Source organism: Bacillus sp. FSL R10-2780 (assembly GCF_038006125.1).
GTDB lineage: Bacteria > Bacillota > Bacilli > Bacillales > Bacillaceae_G > Bacillus_A > Bacillus_A cereus_U.
In genome coordinates this window covers 2,733,978-2,749,541 of sequence record NZ_JBBOUQ010000001.1, presented here as the reverse complement: position 1 = coordinate 2,749,541, position 15,564 = coordinate 2,733,978, and the positions used below count along the sequence as shown (strand labels likewise).

The window sequence follows — 15,564 nt, the reverse complement described above, 5'->3', positions numbered from 1 at the left end:
AGAATATATAAAGATAATTGAGTAAAGGGGTTGCTCATATGTATTTAAATCCAAAAATTTCTTACATGCAGTTTTGTGTTGGTTTTCTATTTGTTATTACATTCATATTGGCAACTTTTAATATATGCTCTTACGTTGTAGCGATTGTATTTATGGCATTACTCAATCTTACTTTTGTTATTGGGGCATTTCAGCAGAAACAATATACAAGTTTTGTAATAGCACTTGTAATGGCCTTTTCCTTTAGCATTGTAGCAATTATATATATAAAATAATAAAATGTTCAATACAAGATAGACTATCTCGATTTCGAGATGGTCTATTTTGTATGTGTAAGCAGTAAAAAAAGGACGAGTGAATCGTCCTTTTTACCAAAACATACTTGCGCCAGTAAGTAATGTTGTTACAAGCATAGAAATTAGCATTATATAAACCATAATTTTTTGAGCTTTTTTATGCATCGTTAAACCTCCTTGCAAATCAGTACAATTTCATTGTAACGAGAAATGAAATTGTGGACAAGGGGAGAGAAATGACAAATTTCGAGAAGTGTGTGTAAAGTAGAACAGGAAATGTGTGTGTGTGTAGAGAATATATTAAAAGATAGAGTACTAGTTTTTTGTTATGCAAGCATGAAGAATGGAGATACGATGATGAAAATATACGAAACAGATCGTTTACATTTAAGAGAAATTGATGAGTCGTATGCGGAAAAAGTTCTTCAATATTACGACAAAAATCGTGAATTTTTAAAAGCGTGGGAAGAGTATAGACCGGAGGGTTTTTTCACGTTAGATTATCAAAAGAAAAAGTTACAAAAGGATAGAAAAGAGTTCGCGGAAGGTAAGATAATCAGGCTTTGGATTTTTAAAAAGGGTGATGATACAAAAATTATTGGATGTATTTCATTTAATCTAATTGTTCGCGGAATTTATCAATCTTGTGTACTTGGCTATAAATTAGATAAGGAAGAATTGAATAAAGGTTACACAACAGAAGCGCTTAGAAAAGCAATTCAAGTTACATTTGAAGAATTTCATTTACATCGTATAGAAGCACCAGTTATGCCACGAAATTTAGCATCTATACAAGTAGTGACGAAGATAGGATTTCAATATGAAGGTGTATCTCGAAAAATGCTAATGGTAAATGGCATCTGGGAAGATCATATGCGCTGGGTATTGTTAAACGAGTAATAGAAGGCAGATGGGTATCTAGATGTGTTAACCATCTGTTTTTTGTCTTGTATTTCGAAACTTTTGCGAAATTCTGTTATAATTAATGTTGTTACATACATAATGGTAGTGCAGGAGGCGCAGTCTTATGATTAATCAAGAACGTTTAGTAAATGAATTTATGGAGTTAGTACAAGTAGATTCTGAAACAAAATTTGAAGCAGAAATTTGCAAAGTGTTAACAGAGAAATTTACTGCTTTAGGTGTAGAAGTATTTGAGGATGACACGATGGGTGTGACTGGTCATGGTGCAGGTAACTTAATTTGTACTTTACCAGCAACAAAAGACGGTGTTGATACAATTTATTTCACTTCTCATATGGATACAGTAGTTCCTGGTAATGGAATTAAGCCTTCTATTAAAGATGGATATATCGTATCAGATGGTACTACAATTTTAGGAGCCGATGACAAAGCTGGATTAGCATCTATGTTTGAAGCGATTCGTGTCTTAAAAGAGAAAAACATTCCTCATGGTAAAATTGAATTTATTATTACAGTTGGAGAAGAATCTGGTCTTATTGGTGCAAAAGCGTTAGACCGTGAGCGTATTACAGCAAAATATGGTTATGCATTAGATAGTGATGGAAAAGTTGGTGAAATTGTAGTTGCAGCGCCAACACAAGCGAAAGTGAATGCGATTATTCGTGGGAAAACAGCTCACGCTGGCGTAGCACCAGAAAAAGGTGTATCTGCAATTACTATCGCAGCAAAAGCAATCGCAAAGATGCCACTTGGTCGTATCGATTCTGAAACAACTGCAAATATTGGACGTTTTGAAGGTGGTACACAAACAAATATCGTTTGCGATCATGTTCAAATCTTTGCAGAAGCTCGCTCTTTAATAAATGAGAAAATGGAAGTGCAAGTTGCAAAAATGAAAGAAGCATTTGAAACAACTGCAAAAGAAATGGGTGGTCATGCAGACGTTGAAGTAAACGTTATGTATCCAGGATTTAAGTTTGCTGCTGGCGATCACGTTGTAGAAGTTGCGAAACGTGCAGCTGAAAACATCGGTCGTACGCCTTCTCTTCACCAAAGTGGTGGCGGAAGTGATGCGAACGTAATTGCAGGACATGGTATCCCAACAGTTAACTTAGCAGTTGGTTATGAAGAAATTCATACAACAAATGAAAAAATTCCTGTTGAAGAATTAGCGAAAACAGCAGAATTAGTTGTAGCTATTATCGAAGAAGTAGCGAAGTAAGTAATAAAGTAAAAAAGACGTGTGAACCAATTATGGTTTACACGTCTTTTTTTATTTTGATTCAAGTGCTTTCACAAGGCGGATAAGCCAATATAAGAAGACCCATGGAAGTACATAAGTTGTTGTAAAACGTATGAAATGAGAGAAGATTCCTAAAGCGTAAATGTTAATGTTAAAAAGGGGAAGTAACAAATAATTAATCGCAAGGATTACTATAATAATAATAAATACATAATTGAGTTTATTATGTTGTTTCATAACGATTCATCTCCTTTACAATAATATCCATTTGTTACGTACAGTATAGCAAAAAATAGATAGAGAAAAGCCAATAATTAGTATAACTTTTAAAGAAATTTGATATAATGATGGAACAAATGTTCTTCGAGGGGTGAGTAGTATGCGAGAAATGTATCCGAAAAATGGACGTGTTATTTTACATGTAGATATGAATTGTTTTTTCGCATCTGTTGAAATTGCTCATGACCCATCATTACAAGGAAAGCCATTAGCGATTGCGGGGAATGAAAAAGAGAGAAAAGGGATTATCATAACATGTAGTTATGAGGCGAGAGAATATGGAATACGTACGACGATGCCTCTTTGGGAAGCGAAAAGGTTATGCCCACAATTAGTTGTAAGGCACCCTAATTTTACATTATATCGAGAAGCTTCATTTCAAATGTTTCAAATCCTTTCTCGTTTTACAGAAAAGATACAACCAGTCTCTATAGATGAAGGGTATTTAGATATTACAGATTGCTATGCGCTCGGTTCGCCTCCTGAAATAGCGAAGATGATTCAACAAGCGTTACTAACAGAGTTACAGCTTCCATGTAGCATTGGAATCGCTCCAAATCTTTTCCTAGCAAAGACTGCTTCAGATATGAAAAAACCTCTTGGTATTACAGTACTTCGAAAACGTGATATCCCAGAAATCATTTGGCCACGATCAGTTGCAGAGATGCATGGAATCGGAGAGAAAACAGCTGAAAAATTAAAAGACATTCATATACATACAATTGAACAGTTAGCAAAAGGAGACGAGCATATCATTCGCGCTAAAATTGGAAAGCATGGTGTTGATTTACAAAAACGTGCAAAAGGTATGGATGACAGGGAAGTTGACCCGAATCAAATGGGACAACATAAAAGCGTTGGAAATTCGATGACTTTCTCAAAGGATATGGACGAAGAAAAAGAATTACTTGATATGTTAGAAAGATTATCGAAATCAGTAAGCAAAAGGCTACAAAAACGAACTCTCGTTAGTTATAACATTCAAATTATGATTAAATACCATGATCGCCGCACAGTAACACGGAGTAAACAATTGAAAAATGCAATATGGGAAGAACGGGTTATTTTTCAAGCGGCATCCCGTTTATGGAAGCAACACTGGGATGGTGATTCTGTTCGTCTGTTAGGTGTTACAGCTACTGAATTAGAGTGGAAGACAGAATCGGTGAAACAGTTAGATTTGTTTTCATTTGAAGAAGATGCGAAAGAAGAGCCGTTACTTGCTGTTATTAATCAAATTAATGATAAATACGGAACAGCTCTTTTACAGCGAGGTAGTCAACTATTACGTAAGCAAGAAAAGTCGTTTCAGCAAAAATTAGAAAATAAGTTTATGTAGAAAGAGTTATGGATTTAAACCCTTCTTTTTTAGATAGAAGAGAGGATCTAGCCATGCGTAGAAGCGGTCAGATCTTTTTTTAGCCCCATGCCAAGTTGAAAACAAGGAGAGCAAACGAGTATGGAGTGTGTCGGATTATTCATAGCTGTTGCTTATTTGTTGAAAGTGAAAAAATGGGTATATGTAAAAGGTGTTATGGAATTAAGCCCTTCTTTTTTAGATGGAAGAAAGGAGCTAGCCATGCGTAGAAGCGGTCAGATCCTTTTTTAGCCCCGTGCCAAGTTAAAACAAGGAGTATGGATATAAATAAAAAGCACTGATTACAGTGCTTTTTATTATAGATTATGAGATTGTAGGGTTTTCAAAAATAACAATCTCTGAGCTGTTTGTTGTTGAAACGCGTTGTGCGTAATATGTTAAAGCTGAAGAAATATATGTTGGTAACGTCTCATTTGTATGTGATGTTGTATATTCATGAATTAATTCTTTTAAAGTCGTCCACTCTAGTTGTGCTGGGTGATCAGAAACGAAAGAACTTACCCAGCGATCAAATGAAGATGAAAAATCAGTTTGTAAACGAAATACTTCTTTCATAATAAAACGCTCCCTTTATATGTGATATAGTTATATTACTACAAAACACGAACGATTGTTAAGTTTTTATTTTGAACGTTCGTGTTATATAGTTGTCTAGATGATTGGTTATGTAAATTCAATTTGCCATTTGAAATAACATTCCGTAAGATGAAAGATAGATTATATAAAGAGCTGGAGGAAAGAAAGTGGAATTTGTATTTTTAGGAACTGGTGCAGGTGTTCCTTCAAAAGGAAGGAACGTTTCAGCAATCGCCTTACAATTGTTAGAAGAACGAGGGCAAACGTGGCTATTTGACTGTGGTGAAGCGACTCAGCATCAAATTTTACATACATCTGTACGCCCAAGACGCATTGAAAAAATATTTATTACTCATTTACATGGAGATCATATTTTTGGTTTGCCTGGTTTATTAGGGAGCCGTTCTTTTCAAGGAGGAACGACGCCGTTAACAGTGTACGGCCCGAAAGGAATTAAACAATTTATTGAAGTAGCATTATTAGTAAGTACGACACATGTTAAATATCCACTTGAAATCGTTGAGATTACGGAAGAAGGTATTGTGTTTGAGGATAATGAATTCTGTGTAGAAACAAAAAGGTTATCACATGGAATCGAATGTTTCGGATATCGAATTGTAGAGAAAGATATACAGGGAGCTCTTTTAGTGGATAAGTTACTGGGAATGGGTGTGAAACCTGGTCCAGTTTTTAAACGCTTAAAAGATGGTGAAGTAGTTGAATTAGAGAATGGCACAGTGTTAAATGGAAAAGATTTTATCGGCCCGCCTCAAAAAGGCAGAGTTATTACAATTTTAGGCGATACAAGATATTGCGAAGCGAGTAGAGAGCTTGCGCAAGATGCTGATGTACTTGTTCATGAAGCGACTTTCGCGGCAGAAGATGAACAGCAAGCACATGACTATTTCCATTCAACAACAGAACAAGCTGCGCGTATTGCATTAAATGCAAATGTAAAGCGATTAATATTGACTCATATTAGTTCTCGTTATCAAGGAGATACATATAAGGAATTGCTGAAAGAAGCAAGAGAGTTATTTTCTAATACAGAAATCGCGATGGATTTGAAATCATTTCCAGTAGAAAAGTGATATTCAAAAAAATGGTAACATATGTTTGCCATTTTTTTTATTTATAATAAATTTTTTTTTTACTAAAACTGTTATCATTTTATTTTTATATTGGATGACACAGAAGGTTTTAATGATGTGAAGATATAGGATGGAAATACACAATACCGATTATTTAGAAAAACTGTTATATAAGTCAGACGACATACAAGTGATACAAATAGCGAAAAAGGATTTTTATTCAGAACTTTTAAAATTCAAAAAAAGTAAGCGTTTTATAAAATACAAGCTATAATGAGGGCAGATTATAATTTATTGTAGGCTACATGCGTTTTAGCCATTTGTCGTAACAAGTGAAGTTGACTAAACTGAGAGAGAGCAACATGGAGATTATAAAAGGATATTACTATTATTTGTACTAAGTCTTTTTTCACTCTTTAGCTTTGAAGCACCAAAAGGTATGGAAGCAATGGGAGTTTCACTTGTTTATGCTATGCTTGTAAGGGGTTCTGTGTTAAACTTTGGATTGCTACCAGACTTTATTGTGGATTATCTTATATCATTTTTAAATGAAGGTAATACTAAGTTTCGTATTTATTATTATAACTGGTATTATTTCAAAATACATTGGTTCATTGTTATTCAAAAACTATCCAATTCGTACAGCGGAACAAATTCGTGGTACGACTGGAAAAGCAACCGTTTCGGCAGCTTAATAGAATAGTAGAAAAAATTTTCATAGAGGTTTAGGGGGAGTTATGATGAAGTACCGCTCAGTGTTTGATATTATTGGTCCGGTTATGATTGGTCCATCAAGTTCACATACAGCAGGCGCGGCAAGAATGGGGCAAGTTGCTCGTCAGCTGTTTCGTCATGAGCCAGAGAGAGTTAGCATTTCATTATATGGTTCATTTGCAAAAACATACCGTGGTCACGGTACGGATGTAGCGCTAATCGGTGGAATACTAGGATTTGAAACAGATGATTTACGTATTCCAAGTGCGTTAGATATTGCAAAAGAACGCGGGATTGAAGTGGAATTCATTGAAGAAGATGCAAATGCTCCACATCCAAATACAGCGAAAATTCGTCTGTATAAAGGTGAAGAGGAAATTGAAGTTGTTGCTTGCTCAATTGGTGGCGGTAAAATTGAAGTAGTAGAATTAAACGGATTCGATCTTCAATTAACAGGCACGAGTCCAGCACTACTTATTGTAAATAACGATCGCTTTGGTGCTATCGCAGCTGTAGCTTCGATCCTTGCTAAGCATGAGATTAACATTAGTACAATGAGTGTTTCTCGTAAAGAAAAAGGAAGAAGAGCGCTTATGGTCATTGAAACAGATGAATTATTAGCAGATGAAGTAATCGCAGAAATAAATGGGCAACAAAATATTTGTCAAGTAACTATTATGGATTAATTGCAGGGGGGACACACCATGTTTCGGAACGCAGCGGAACTAGTGGCGCAAGCTAAAGAGCAAAATGTAAAAATCGCAGAAATTATGATTCAATGTGAAATGGAAACAAGAAGTATCTCACGTGAAGAAGTAATTGCTGGAATGGAAAAGAACTTAGTCGTGATGGAGCAAGCAGTAGAACGAGGTATTCGTGGTGTAAAATCACCGACTGGTTTAACTGGCGGGGATGCTGTGAAAGTCCAAGCGTATTTAAAGAGTGGAAAAGGCTTATCTGGAGATACAATTTTGGACGCAGTGAGTAGAGCTGTCGCAACAAATGAAGTAAACGCGGCGATGGGAATCATTTGTGCAACACCAACAGCAGGATCTGCTGGAACAGTGCCAGGTGTACTCTTTGCACTGCAAGAAAAATTACAGCCGACACGCGAAGAAATGATTGAATTTTTATTTACAGCAGGAGCTTTCGGTATGGTTGTTGCGAATAATGCTTGTATTTCCGGCGCGGCAGGAGGTTGCCAAGCTGAAGTAGGTTCAGCAAGTGGAATGGCAGCAGCAGCAGCAGTTGAGATGGCTGGTGGAACACAAGATCAAGCAGCTACAGCGATGGCGATTTCATTAAAGAATATGCTTGGTTTAGTATGTGATCCTGTTGCAGGGCTTGTAGAAGTACCTTGTGTAAAACGTAATGCAGCAGGAGCTGCGAATGCCATGATTTCAGCTGATTTATCATTAGCTGGTGTAACTAGTACAATTCCATGTGATGAAGTCATTGAGGCGATGTTTAGAATTGGACAAACGATGCCAGTAGCACTTCGTGAAACAGCAGAAGGTGGACTTGCAGCAACACCAACAGGTCGTCGTCTGCAAGAAGAGATTTTTGGTAAGAGTAATAACTAAAAGCATATCATATGATTAAAATAAAAAACGGAGCTCAAATAAAGTTGAGCTCCGTTTTTTATTTTTCTTCTGCTATTTTTTCTAATGTTTTTCCAAGATCGTGTGATCGTTTCGTTGCTTGTGTAATACAGGAGATTAATGCTTGTTGAAAATTATGCTCCTGTAATACTTCAATACCTGCTTCGGTAGTTCCGCCAGGAGAAGTAATTTCTTTTCGCAAAATAGAAGGGTGTTTTTCGCTTACTTTTAGCATTTCAGCAGCACCAATCATCGTCTGAAGAATAAGTGATTTTGCAACATCTTCTTTTAAACCAATTTTTTTTGCTGCCTCTTCCATTGCCTCTACCACATAATAAATATAAGCTGGTCCACTTCCGGATAATGCAGTGACAGCATGCATATCTTCTTCTTCTACAACAGAGACGAGACCAATCGTTTCAAATAACGATGTTGCAATGCGAATATGTTCCTCCGTTGTGTGTTCTGAAGGTGAGATAGCAGTAGCGGATTTTAAAATAGCCGCAGATGTATTTGGCATTGCACGAATAATCGGAACGTCTTTTTGAAGTAGGTTTCTAATTGAATGAGTAGAAACACCTGCTAGTAACGAAATAATAAGCAAGTCATTATTTATGTATTCTTTAAGAGGAATAATCGCTTCTGCGACATCTTTTGGCTTCATCGCTAGAAAAAGAATATTTGCATCAGCAAGTAACTCCTTTTTATTATGTGTACCTTTGACACCGTATTTTTTATGTAACTCCTGTAATCTTGTCTCGTTAGAACGATTACTTACAGTGACATGTTCTCCCTTAACAACATTTGCGTTTAATAAACCACCAATAATCGCTTCGGCAATAGAGCCTGCACCGAGAAAGGAAATGTTTTGCATAGACATGATGTGCCTCCTTTGAATTTGGTTAGAAATGCTTATAAATGTACATACATTCGTTTTTTTATGGAAAACACCTCTTTTTATCTGAAAATAATGACAAATTTATAGGGAAGTTGTAAACTGAAGAGGTATTCATTTTGAACCGGAAAAAGACAGGGGGGGGCTAAGCATGACGGCGATTCATCGAATGGAGATTCCTGTTCCATTTGCAGTTGAGACAGTGAATGTGTTTTTAGTTGAGGGAGAAACATTAACGTTAATTGATACAGGGACAAATACAGAAGAAGCAAAGAAGGCATTAGAAAGTCAATTAGGTGCATTAGGATATAAGATAGAAGATATTGAAACGGTAGTGATTACGCATCACCATGCGGATCATTGCGGACTTTTAAATACATTTTCTGAAAAAGTAAAGATTATCGGACATCCTTGGAATGAACCGTGGATTACACAGAATGCTGAATTTTTAAAGAGGTATCATGAATTTTTTAAAGAGACAGCCTTGCAGTTCGGCGTTCCAGCAGCGTTTTTGAATGGTGAGGCGTTATTGACGACGAAGACACTTAAATATTCTTGTAATAGATCGTTAACACATACCGTGAGAGAGGGAGATCGTATAGATTCGTTACCTGGATTTACAGTGATTGAAACCCCGGGTCATGCTTCCACTCATATTTCATTATATAGAGAATCTGATGGAATATTAATTGGTGGGGATGCTCTCATTAGTCATATTTCTTCAAATCCAATATTAGAACCACCATATGAAGGGCAAACAGAAAGAGCGCGTCCTTTATTGCAGTATAATCAAACGTTAAAACGTTTAAGTGAAATGAATATTTCACGTATTTTATCAGGGCATGGGGAAGATGTTCTGAATATGAAACAACTTATTGAAACAAGATTACAAAAGCAAGAGACACGTGCTTTTAAAGTGCTTGAACTATTAAAGGAAAAGCCAATGACAGCATTTGAAGTATGTGTAAAACTATTTCCGGTATTATATAAAGAGCAATTGCCACTTACTATCTCAGAAACTGTTGGACAATTAGACTTTTTAGCATATAATCAACAAGTGATGATTGATGAATCTTCACAACAATTGATTTATTATGCAAAGTAGGTGACAGCAATGACGGGACGTTTACAAGAAAAAGTAATCGTCATTACAGGTGCTTCTAGTGGAATTGGAGAGCAAGTTGCAATGCAGGTTGCAGAGCAAGGGGCGACGCCGGTATTAATGGCTCGAACAGAAGAGAAGTTACAAGCATTAGCAGACAAAATTAAAGAAACTTATAATACGCCTTGCTATTACTATGTATTAGATGTAAGTGAAGAAACGAAAGTACAATCTGTTTTTTCAAAGGTATTACAAGAAGTAGGACGTATTGATATATTGGTAAATAATGCGGGATTTGGTATTTTTAAAACGTTTGAAGATGCTTCAATGGATGAAGTAAAGGATATGTTTCAAGTAAATGTATTTGGATTAGTAGCTAGTACGAAAGCGGTATTACCTTATATGGTAAAAAGGAACGAAGGACAAATTATTAATATTGCTTCATTGGCTGGAAAAATTGCAACTCCGAAGTCGAGTGCTTATGCAGCAACAAAACACGCTGTATTAGGATTTACGAATAGTTTGCGCATGGAGTTATCTAACACAAATGTGTATGTAACAGCAATTAACCCAGGACCGATAGATACGAACTTTTTTGAAATAGCGGATCAATCAGGTACATATGTGAAAAATATGGGACGTTACATGTTAAAACCAACATATGTAGCAGAACAAATCGTAAAGGCGATGCAAACGAAAAAACGTGAAGTAAACTTGCCGAAGTGGATGGGAATGGGGCCAAAGCTCTACGTATTATTCCCAGGTTTATTTGAACGTGTTGCAGGCAAATCATTAAGTAAAAAATAGGAGATTTCCATATGGAAATCTCCTATTTTTTTATTTTCCAGTCACATAATCGTAAACGATATCCTCAACAGCCTCGTATACATCAATTTCAGTATTTGAATGAATTATCATTTGAATATGTTTAATTAGCATTTCCTGATCCTCTTTTGAAACAGGATTACATTGATATTGCCGAAAACTTTTTATAATCATTTTCTCAATTAATTTTTCATTCATGTTTTTCCCCGCCTGTATGTATACATGTATTGTTTTATTGTACTTGAAGTGAAATGGAAATGCTACTATACATTGTTTTTGCATAAAAATCCACTTGTATATATTGCTTTTATAGTAAGATTAATATTTTGAAGTTTTTAAAAATTATAAATATTTAATTGACTTTATAATTATGCAATATTATAATCATACTTAATTTAAAGAATAGATATGAGGAGGAGCTTATGAAAGTCGCAATTATTGGAGCAACTGGATATGGAGGTATTGAGTTAATTCGGTTATTAGAGCAACATCCATATTTTTCGATAGCATCTCTCCATTCTTTTTCACAAGTTGGTGAATTTATAACAAATGTATACCCGCATTTTCGAAATGTTCTTGTCCGTACGTTACAAGAAATTGATGCGGAGAAAATAGAGAAGGAAGCTGAAATTGTATTTTTAGCAACCCCGGCGGGAGTATCGGCAGAGTTAACACCAAAATTATTGGCAGTAGGTTTAAAAGTAATTGACCTATCTGGAGACTTTCGTATGATAGATCCCTCGTCATATGAATTGTGGTATAAAAGGCCAGCTGCACAGGAAGAACTTCTTAGGAAAGCAGTATATGGATTAAGTGAATGGAAAAGGCCTGAGATCCAAAATGCAAATTTAATTGCAAACCCAGGATGTTTTGCTACAGCTGCATTATTAGCGGTAGCGCCGTTAGTACGTAGCGGCATGATTGAAGAAGCTTCGATTATTATTGATGCGAAATCAGGAGTATCTGGAGCGGGCAAAACGCCAACAACAATGACTCACTTTCCTGAGTTATACGATAACTTACACATTTATAAAGTTAATCAGCATCAGCACGTTCCTGAGATTGAGCAAATGCTTGCAGAGTGGAATCGTGAAACGAAGCCAATCACGTTTAGTACACATTTAATACCGATATCACGAGGGATTATGATTACACTTTATGCGAAAGTGAAAGAGGAAATGAAAATAGAGCAACTTCAAAAGTTGTATGAAGAAACGTATGAATACTCAGCTTTCGTTCGAGTTCGCTCGCAAGGAGAATTTCCAAGTCCGAAAGAAGTAAGGGGCTCAAATTATTGTGATATTGGGATAGCTTACGATGAAAGAACAGAAAGAGTTACGGTCGTTTCTGTTATAGACAATATGATGAAAGGTGCGGCAGGGCAAGCAGTTCAAAATGCAAATTTATTAGCAGGACTAGAAGAGACAACGGGTTTACAGCATATACCGCTTTATCCATAAGGGGGAAATTATGATTAAAGCATCGTCTATTACAAAATTAGCAAATGGTTCAATTGTTACACCAAAAGGCTTTTTGGCAATCGGTACTGCAAATGGTCTGAAAAAGGTGAAAAAGGATGTGGGTGCAATCGTTTGTGAGGTGCCAGCATCATGTGCCGCTGTGTATACAACAAATCAAATACAAGCAGCGCCGTTGCAAGTAACGAAGGATAGCATAGCGGCAGAAGGGAAATTACAAGCAATTGTTGTAAATAGCGGCAATGCAAATGCTTGTACGGGGATGAAAGGATTGCAAGATGCTTATGAGATGCGAACATTAGGAGCGGAACACTTTGGAGTAAAAGAAAAGTACGTTGCAGTCGCTTCAACAGGTGTAATTGGAGTACCTTTACCGATGGATATCATTCGAAAAGGAATTGAATCTCTTGTGCCAACAAAGGAAGTAAGTGAAGCTTATTCTTTTTGTGAAGCAATTTTAACGACAGACCTTATAACGAAAGAAACTTGCTATGAGATGATAATTGATGGGAAAGAAGTGAAAATTGCTGGGGTCGCAAAAGGTTCAGGGATGATCAAACCGAATATGGCAACGATGCTTAGTTTTATTACAACAGACGCCAATATAGAGCATGAAGTATTGCAAACAGCATTATCACAAATTACGAATCATACGTTTAATCAAATTACGGTGGACGGAGATACGTCTACAAATGATATGGTCATCGTTATGGCAAGTGGATTATCAGAAACGAAAACGATGAATATGGAACATGAAGACTGGGAAACTTTCTTAGTTGCTTTACAAAAGGTATGTGAAGATTTAGCGAAAAAAATTGCACAAGATGGTGAAGGTGCTACGAAGTTAATAGAAGTAAACGTGTTAGGGGCTAGAACAAATGAAGAAGCAAAGCAAATTGCAAAACAAATAGTCGGTTCAAGTCTTGTGAAAACAGCGATATATGGTGAGGATCCAAATTGGGGACGAATTATTAGTAGTATTGGACAAAGTAAAGTAACTATTAACCCAAATACAATTGATATCACTCTTCAATCTATCGCCGTATTAAAAAATAGTGAGCCTCAAATGTTTTCCGAAGAGGAAATGAAAAAGAAATTACAAGAACATGAAATAAAAATTGATGCGTGTTTACATTTAGGGGATGAAACGGGATCAGCTTGGGGCTGCGACTTAAGTTATGAATATGTGAAAATAAATGCTTGTTATCGTACATAAGGAGAGAGAAGATGAGTGATTATATTGTAGTTAAATGTGGCGGTAGCATGTTGAATCGATTAAATAGTGTGTTTTTTGATTGCATAAAGAAATTGCAAAATAAGTATAAGGTTGTTATTGTCCATGGCGGTGGCCCAGAAATTGATGCCAAGTTAGAAGACTCAAATATCAAGGTAGAAAAGAAAGATGGATTACGAGTAACGTCGAAAGAGGTTATGGATGTTGTTCAAATGGTGCTATGCGGAAGTACGAATAAAAAAATCGTAATGAATTTACAAAAACATAATTTACTTGCGGTGGGGCTTTCAGGATGTGACGGTAATTTACTTCAAGTTCAACCTGTTGGTGAAGAGATAGGATATGTAGGAGAAGTAAGTTATGTAGAAACAGCCTTATTAAAAGGGTTGATAGATATGAATTATATTCCTGTTATTGCTCCAATCGGGATAAATGGTAATGAAGTTTATAACATTAATGCAGATACTGCTGCAGCTGGAATTGCATATGCACTATCCGCAAAAGAACTCATTTTTATAACGGACGTAGATGGAGTATTACACGAAGGAAGATTGGTAAAGAAAATGGATGAATATGAAATTCTTACTTTTATAGAACAAGGTGTCATTACAGGCGGGATGATTCCGAAAGTACAGGCGGCACTTACATCGTTAAAAATGGGAGTGAAAAAGGTTAGTATCGTAAATGGTACAAAGGATTTTGCCGAAGTCACAGGAAAGTGTGTTGGAACCACGGTAACGAAAGGAGTGAGTATCATATGACAAGTCATCTTTTTCAAACGTATGGCAGGAGAACTATTGAGTTTGTAAAGGGGAATGGAACAACAGTCATTGATAAAAATGGTACGCAATACTTAGATTTTACGTCGGGGATTGGCGTATGTAACTTAGGACATTGTCATCCTACTGTTGTAAAGGCAGTAGAAAAGCAACTTAGAAACATATGGCATATATCTAATTTGTTTACGAACTCCTTACAAGAAGAGGTCGCATCGTTATTAACAGAAGATACAGCATTAGATTATGTGTTTTTTTGTAATAGCGGGGCGGAGGCAAATGAAGCGGCTTTAAAGCTAGCACGTAAGCATACTGGAAAATCTCTCGTAGTAACATGTGAACAATCTTTTCACGGGAGAACATTTGGAACGATGAGTGCAACAGGGCAAGATAAAGTGAAAGAAGGATTCGGTCCATTACTTCCGTCTTTTTTACATACACCATTTAACGATATACAAGCATTAGAGGAAGTAATGAATGAAGAAGTTGCGGCGGTAATGGTAGAAGTTGTTCAAGGAGAAGGAGGAGTAATATTAGCTGATCCATCCTTTTTGAAGGAAATTGAAAAACTATGTAATGAGTACAATGCTCTTTTTATTATAGATGAAGTACAAACTGGAATAGGCAGGGCAGGAACACTATTCGCTTATGAGCAAATGGGAATAGGTCCTGATATCGTTACCATCGCAAAGGCGCTTGGGAATGGTATTCCAGTTGGAGCGATGATTGGCCGGAAAGAACTGGGTTCTTCTTTTACTGCAGGGTCACACGGTTCAACTTTCGGTGGGAATTATATCGCTATGACTGCAGCGAAAGAAGTATTGCAATTCATTAAGGAACAATCGTTTTTTAAAGAGGTACAGGAAAAGGGCGAGTACGTATTAAAGAAATTGCAAGAAGAATTACGACACGTTGAATGTGTTCAAAATATTCGTGGTAAGGGATTTATGATTGGAATCGAATGTAAGCATGAGGTTGCAAATTTCATAGAACAATTAGAAAAAGCAGGACTTCTCGTATTACAAGCAGGGCCTAATGTTATAAGACTATTACCACCACTTATTGTAACGAATGAAGAGCTAGAACAGGCAGTATATATGATAAAAGAAGTGGTTTGTACAAAAAATGCATCAATAATATAAGGGGGAAATT

At 36.3% G+C, this 15,564-nt stretch carries 20 protein-coding genes; 15 read left to right on the top strand and 5 right to left on the bottom strand.

The window, feature by feature from the left end; all coding sequences use genetic code 11:
- Nucleotides 1-38: 38 nt before the first annotated feature.
- Nucleotides 39-275, top strand: a complete 237-nt coding sequence (locus NSQ47_RS14275; RefSeq protein WP_341037197.1) for a DUF3894 domain-containing protein — start codon at nt 39-41, stop codon at nt 273-275.
- Between the two features lie 93 nt (nt 276-368).
- Here the strand turns inward: NSQ47_RS14275 and prli42 are convergent, their stop codons facing one another.
- Nucleotides 369-461 (bottom strand): stressosome-associated protein Prli42, encoded by a 93-nt coding sequence (prli42, locus tag NSQ47_RS14270; protein WP_000549036.1) that lies wholly within the window; start codon nt 459-461, stop codon nt 369-371.
- A 189-nt stretch (nt 462-650) separates the two neighbouring features.
- Between prli42 and NSQ47_RS14265 the strand changes: the two genes are divergently transcribed.
- Together NSQ47_RS14265 and NSQ47_RS14260 are read left to right on the top strand one after the other, a co-directional pair.
- Nucleotides 651-1,196: a GNAT family N-acetyltransferase gene (locus NSQ47_RS14265; protein ID WP_033711020.1), complete on the top strand. Its 546-nt coding sequence runs from the start codon at nt 651-653 to the stop codon at nt 1,194-1,196.
- Between the two features lie 127 nt (nt 1,197-1,323).
- The gene (locus tag NSQ47_RS14260) at nt 1,324-2,442 is read left to right on the top strand and encodes a tripeptidase T (protein ID WP_002111705.1); all 1,119 of its coding nucleotides are present in this window, start codon (nt 1,324-1,326) and stop codon (nt 2,440-2,442) included.
- 51 nt (nt 2,443-2,493) lie between these two features.
- Here the strand turns inward: NSQ47_RS14260 and NSQ47_RS14255 are convergent, their stop codons facing one another.
- The gene (locus NSQ47_RS14255; RefSeq protein WP_002111704.1) at nt 2,494-2,700 is read right to left on the bottom strand and encodes a hypothetical protein; all 207 of its coding nucleotides are present in this window, start codon (nt 2,698-2,700) and stop codon (nt 2,494-2,496) included.
- A gap of 142 nt (nt 2,701-2,842) precedes the next feature.
- On the opposite strand from NSQ47_RS14255, the gene NSQ47_RS14250 reads away from it, so the two are divergent.
- Nucleotides 2,843-4,081, top strand: a complete 1,239-nt coding sequence (locus NSQ47_RS14250) for a DNA polymerase IV (RefSeq protein WP_002160565.1) — start codon at nt 2,843-2,845, stop codon at nt 4,079-4,081.
- A 120-nt stretch (nt 4,082-4,201) separates the two neighbouring features.
- Nucleotides 4,202-4,351: a hypothetical protein gene (locus NSQ47_RS14245; protein WP_341037195.1), complete on the top strand. Its 150-nt coding sequence runs from the start codon at nt 4,202-4,204 to the stop codon at nt 4,349-4,351.
- A gap of 72 nt (nt 4,352-4,423) precedes the next feature.
- Here NSQ47_RS14245 and NSQ47_RS14240 read toward each other — a convergent pair whose 3' ends face one another.
- The gene (locus NSQ47_RS14240) at nt 4,424-4,675 is read right to left on the bottom strand and encodes a DUF3932 family protein (protein WP_002111702.1); all 252 of its coding nucleotides are present in this window, start codon (nt 4,673-4,675) and stop codon (nt 4,424-4,426) included.
- Nucleotides 4,676-4,863: 188 nt separating this feature from the next.
- Between NSQ47_RS14240 and rnz the strand changes: the two genes are divergently transcribed.
- The 4 genes from rnz to sdaAA all read left to right on the top strand — a co-directional run bounded on the left by rnz (nt 4,864) and on the right by sdaAA (nt 8,084).
- Nucleotides 4,864-5,787: a ribonuclease Z gene (gene rnz / locus NSQ47_RS14235; protein ID WP_016106118.1), complete on the top strand. Its 924-nt coding sequence runs from the start codon at nt 4,864-4,866 to the stop codon at nt 5,785-5,787.
- Between the two features lie 548 nt (nt 5,788-6,335).
- Nucleotides 6,336-6,482: a hypothetical protein gene (locus NSQ47_RS14230; RefSeq protein ID WP_341037193.1), complete on the top strand. Its 147-nt coding sequence runs from the start codon at nt 6,336-6,338 to the stop codon at nt 6,480-6,482.
- A 45-nt stretch (nt 6,483-6,527) separates the two neighbouring features.
- Nucleotides 6,528-7,187, top strand: coding sequence for an L-serine ammonia-lyase, iron-sulfur-dependent subunit beta (gene sdaAB, locus NSQ47_RS14225; RefSeq protein WP_002088527.1), 660 nt, complete (start codon nt 6,528-6,530; stop codon nt 7,185-7,187).
- Nucleotides 7,188-7,205: 18 nt separating this feature from the next.
- The gene (gene sdaAA / locus NSQ47_RS14220) at nt 7,206-8,084 is read left to right on the top strand and encodes an L-serine ammonia-lyase, iron-sulfur-dependent, subunit alpha (RefSeq protein ID WP_016106116.1); all 879 of its coding nucleotides are present in this window, start codon (nt 7,206-7,208) and stop codon (nt 8,082-8,084) included.
- 58 nt (nt 8,085-8,142) lie between these two features.
- On the opposite strand, the gene proI is transcribed toward sdaAA, so the two are convergent.
- A complete protein-coding gene (proI, locus tag NSQ47_RS14215; RefSeq protein ID WP_215579604.1) occupies nt 8,143-8,982 on the bottom strand; it encodes a pyrroline-5-carboxylate reductase ProI in 840 nt (279 codons plus the stop codon).
- A gap of 166 nt (nt 8,983-9,148) precedes the next feature.
- Between proI and NSQ47_RS14210 the strand changes: the two genes are divergently transcribed.
- Nucleotides 9,149-10,102 carry an MBL fold metallo-hydrolase gene (locus NSQ47_RS14210; protein WP_002111697.1) on the top strand — a complete coding sequence of 318 codons (954 nt, stop codon included), beginning with the start codon at nt 9,149-9,151 and terminating at the stop codon, nt 10,100-10,102.
- A gap of 9 nt (nt 10,103-10,111) precedes the next feature.
- The gene (locus NSQ47_RS14205; protein WP_341037192.1) at nt 10,112-10,906 is read left to right on the top strand and encodes an SDR family oxidoreductase; all 795 of its coding nucleotides are present in this window, start codon (nt 10,112-10,114) and stop codon (nt 10,904-10,906) included.
- Nucleotides 10,907-10,936: 30 nt separating this feature from the next.
- Here the strand turns inward: NSQ47_RS14205 and NSQ47_RS14200 are convergent, their stop codons facing one another.
- Nucleotides 10,937-11,122, bottom strand: coding sequence for a YqzH family protein (locus NSQ47_RS14200; RefSeq protein ID WP_002160569.1), 186 nt, complete (start codon nt 11,120-11,122; stop codon nt 10,937-10,939).
- 224 nt (nt 11,123-11,346) lie between these two features.
- Here NSQ47_RS14200 and argC point away from each other — a divergent pair, with 224 nt between their 5' ends.
- Genes argC through NSQ47_RS14180 form a run of 4 tightly spaced genes read left to right on the top strand, consistent with a single transcriptional unit; the run spans nt 11,347 to nt 15,554 of the window.
- Nucleotides 11,347-12,384, top strand: a complete 1,038-nt coding sequence (argC, locus tag NSQ47_RS14195) for an N-acetyl-gamma-glutamyl-phosphate reductase (protein ID WP_341037191.1) — start codon at nt 11,347-11,349, stop codon at nt 12,382-12,384.
- Between the two features lie 10 nt (nt 12,385-12,394).
- On the top strand, nt 12,395-13,618 hold the full coding sequence (gene argJ / locus NSQ47_RS14190; protein ID WP_341037190.1) for a bifunctional glutamate N-acetyltransferase/amino-acid acetyltransferase ArgJ: 1,224 nt from the start codon (nt 12,395-12,397) through the stop codon (nt 13,616-13,618).
- 11 nt (nt 13,619-13,629) lie between these two features.
- The gene (gene argB, locus NSQ47_RS14185; RefSeq protein WP_341037189.1) at nt 13,630-14,397 is read left to right on the top strand and encodes an acetylglutamate kinase; all 768 of its coding nucleotides are present in this window, start codon (nt 13,630-13,632) and stop codon (nt 14,395-14,397) included.
- The gene (locus NSQ47_RS14180) at nt 14,394-15,554 is read left to right on the top strand and encodes an acetylornithine transaminase (RefSeq protein ID WP_341037188.1); all 1,161 of its coding nucleotides are present in this window, start codon (nt 14,394-14,396) and stop codon (nt 15,552-15,554) included. The genes argB and NSQ47_RS14180 overlap by 4 nt, the downstream gene beginning before the upstream one ends.
- Nucleotides 15,555-15,564: the final 10 nt, after the last annotated feature.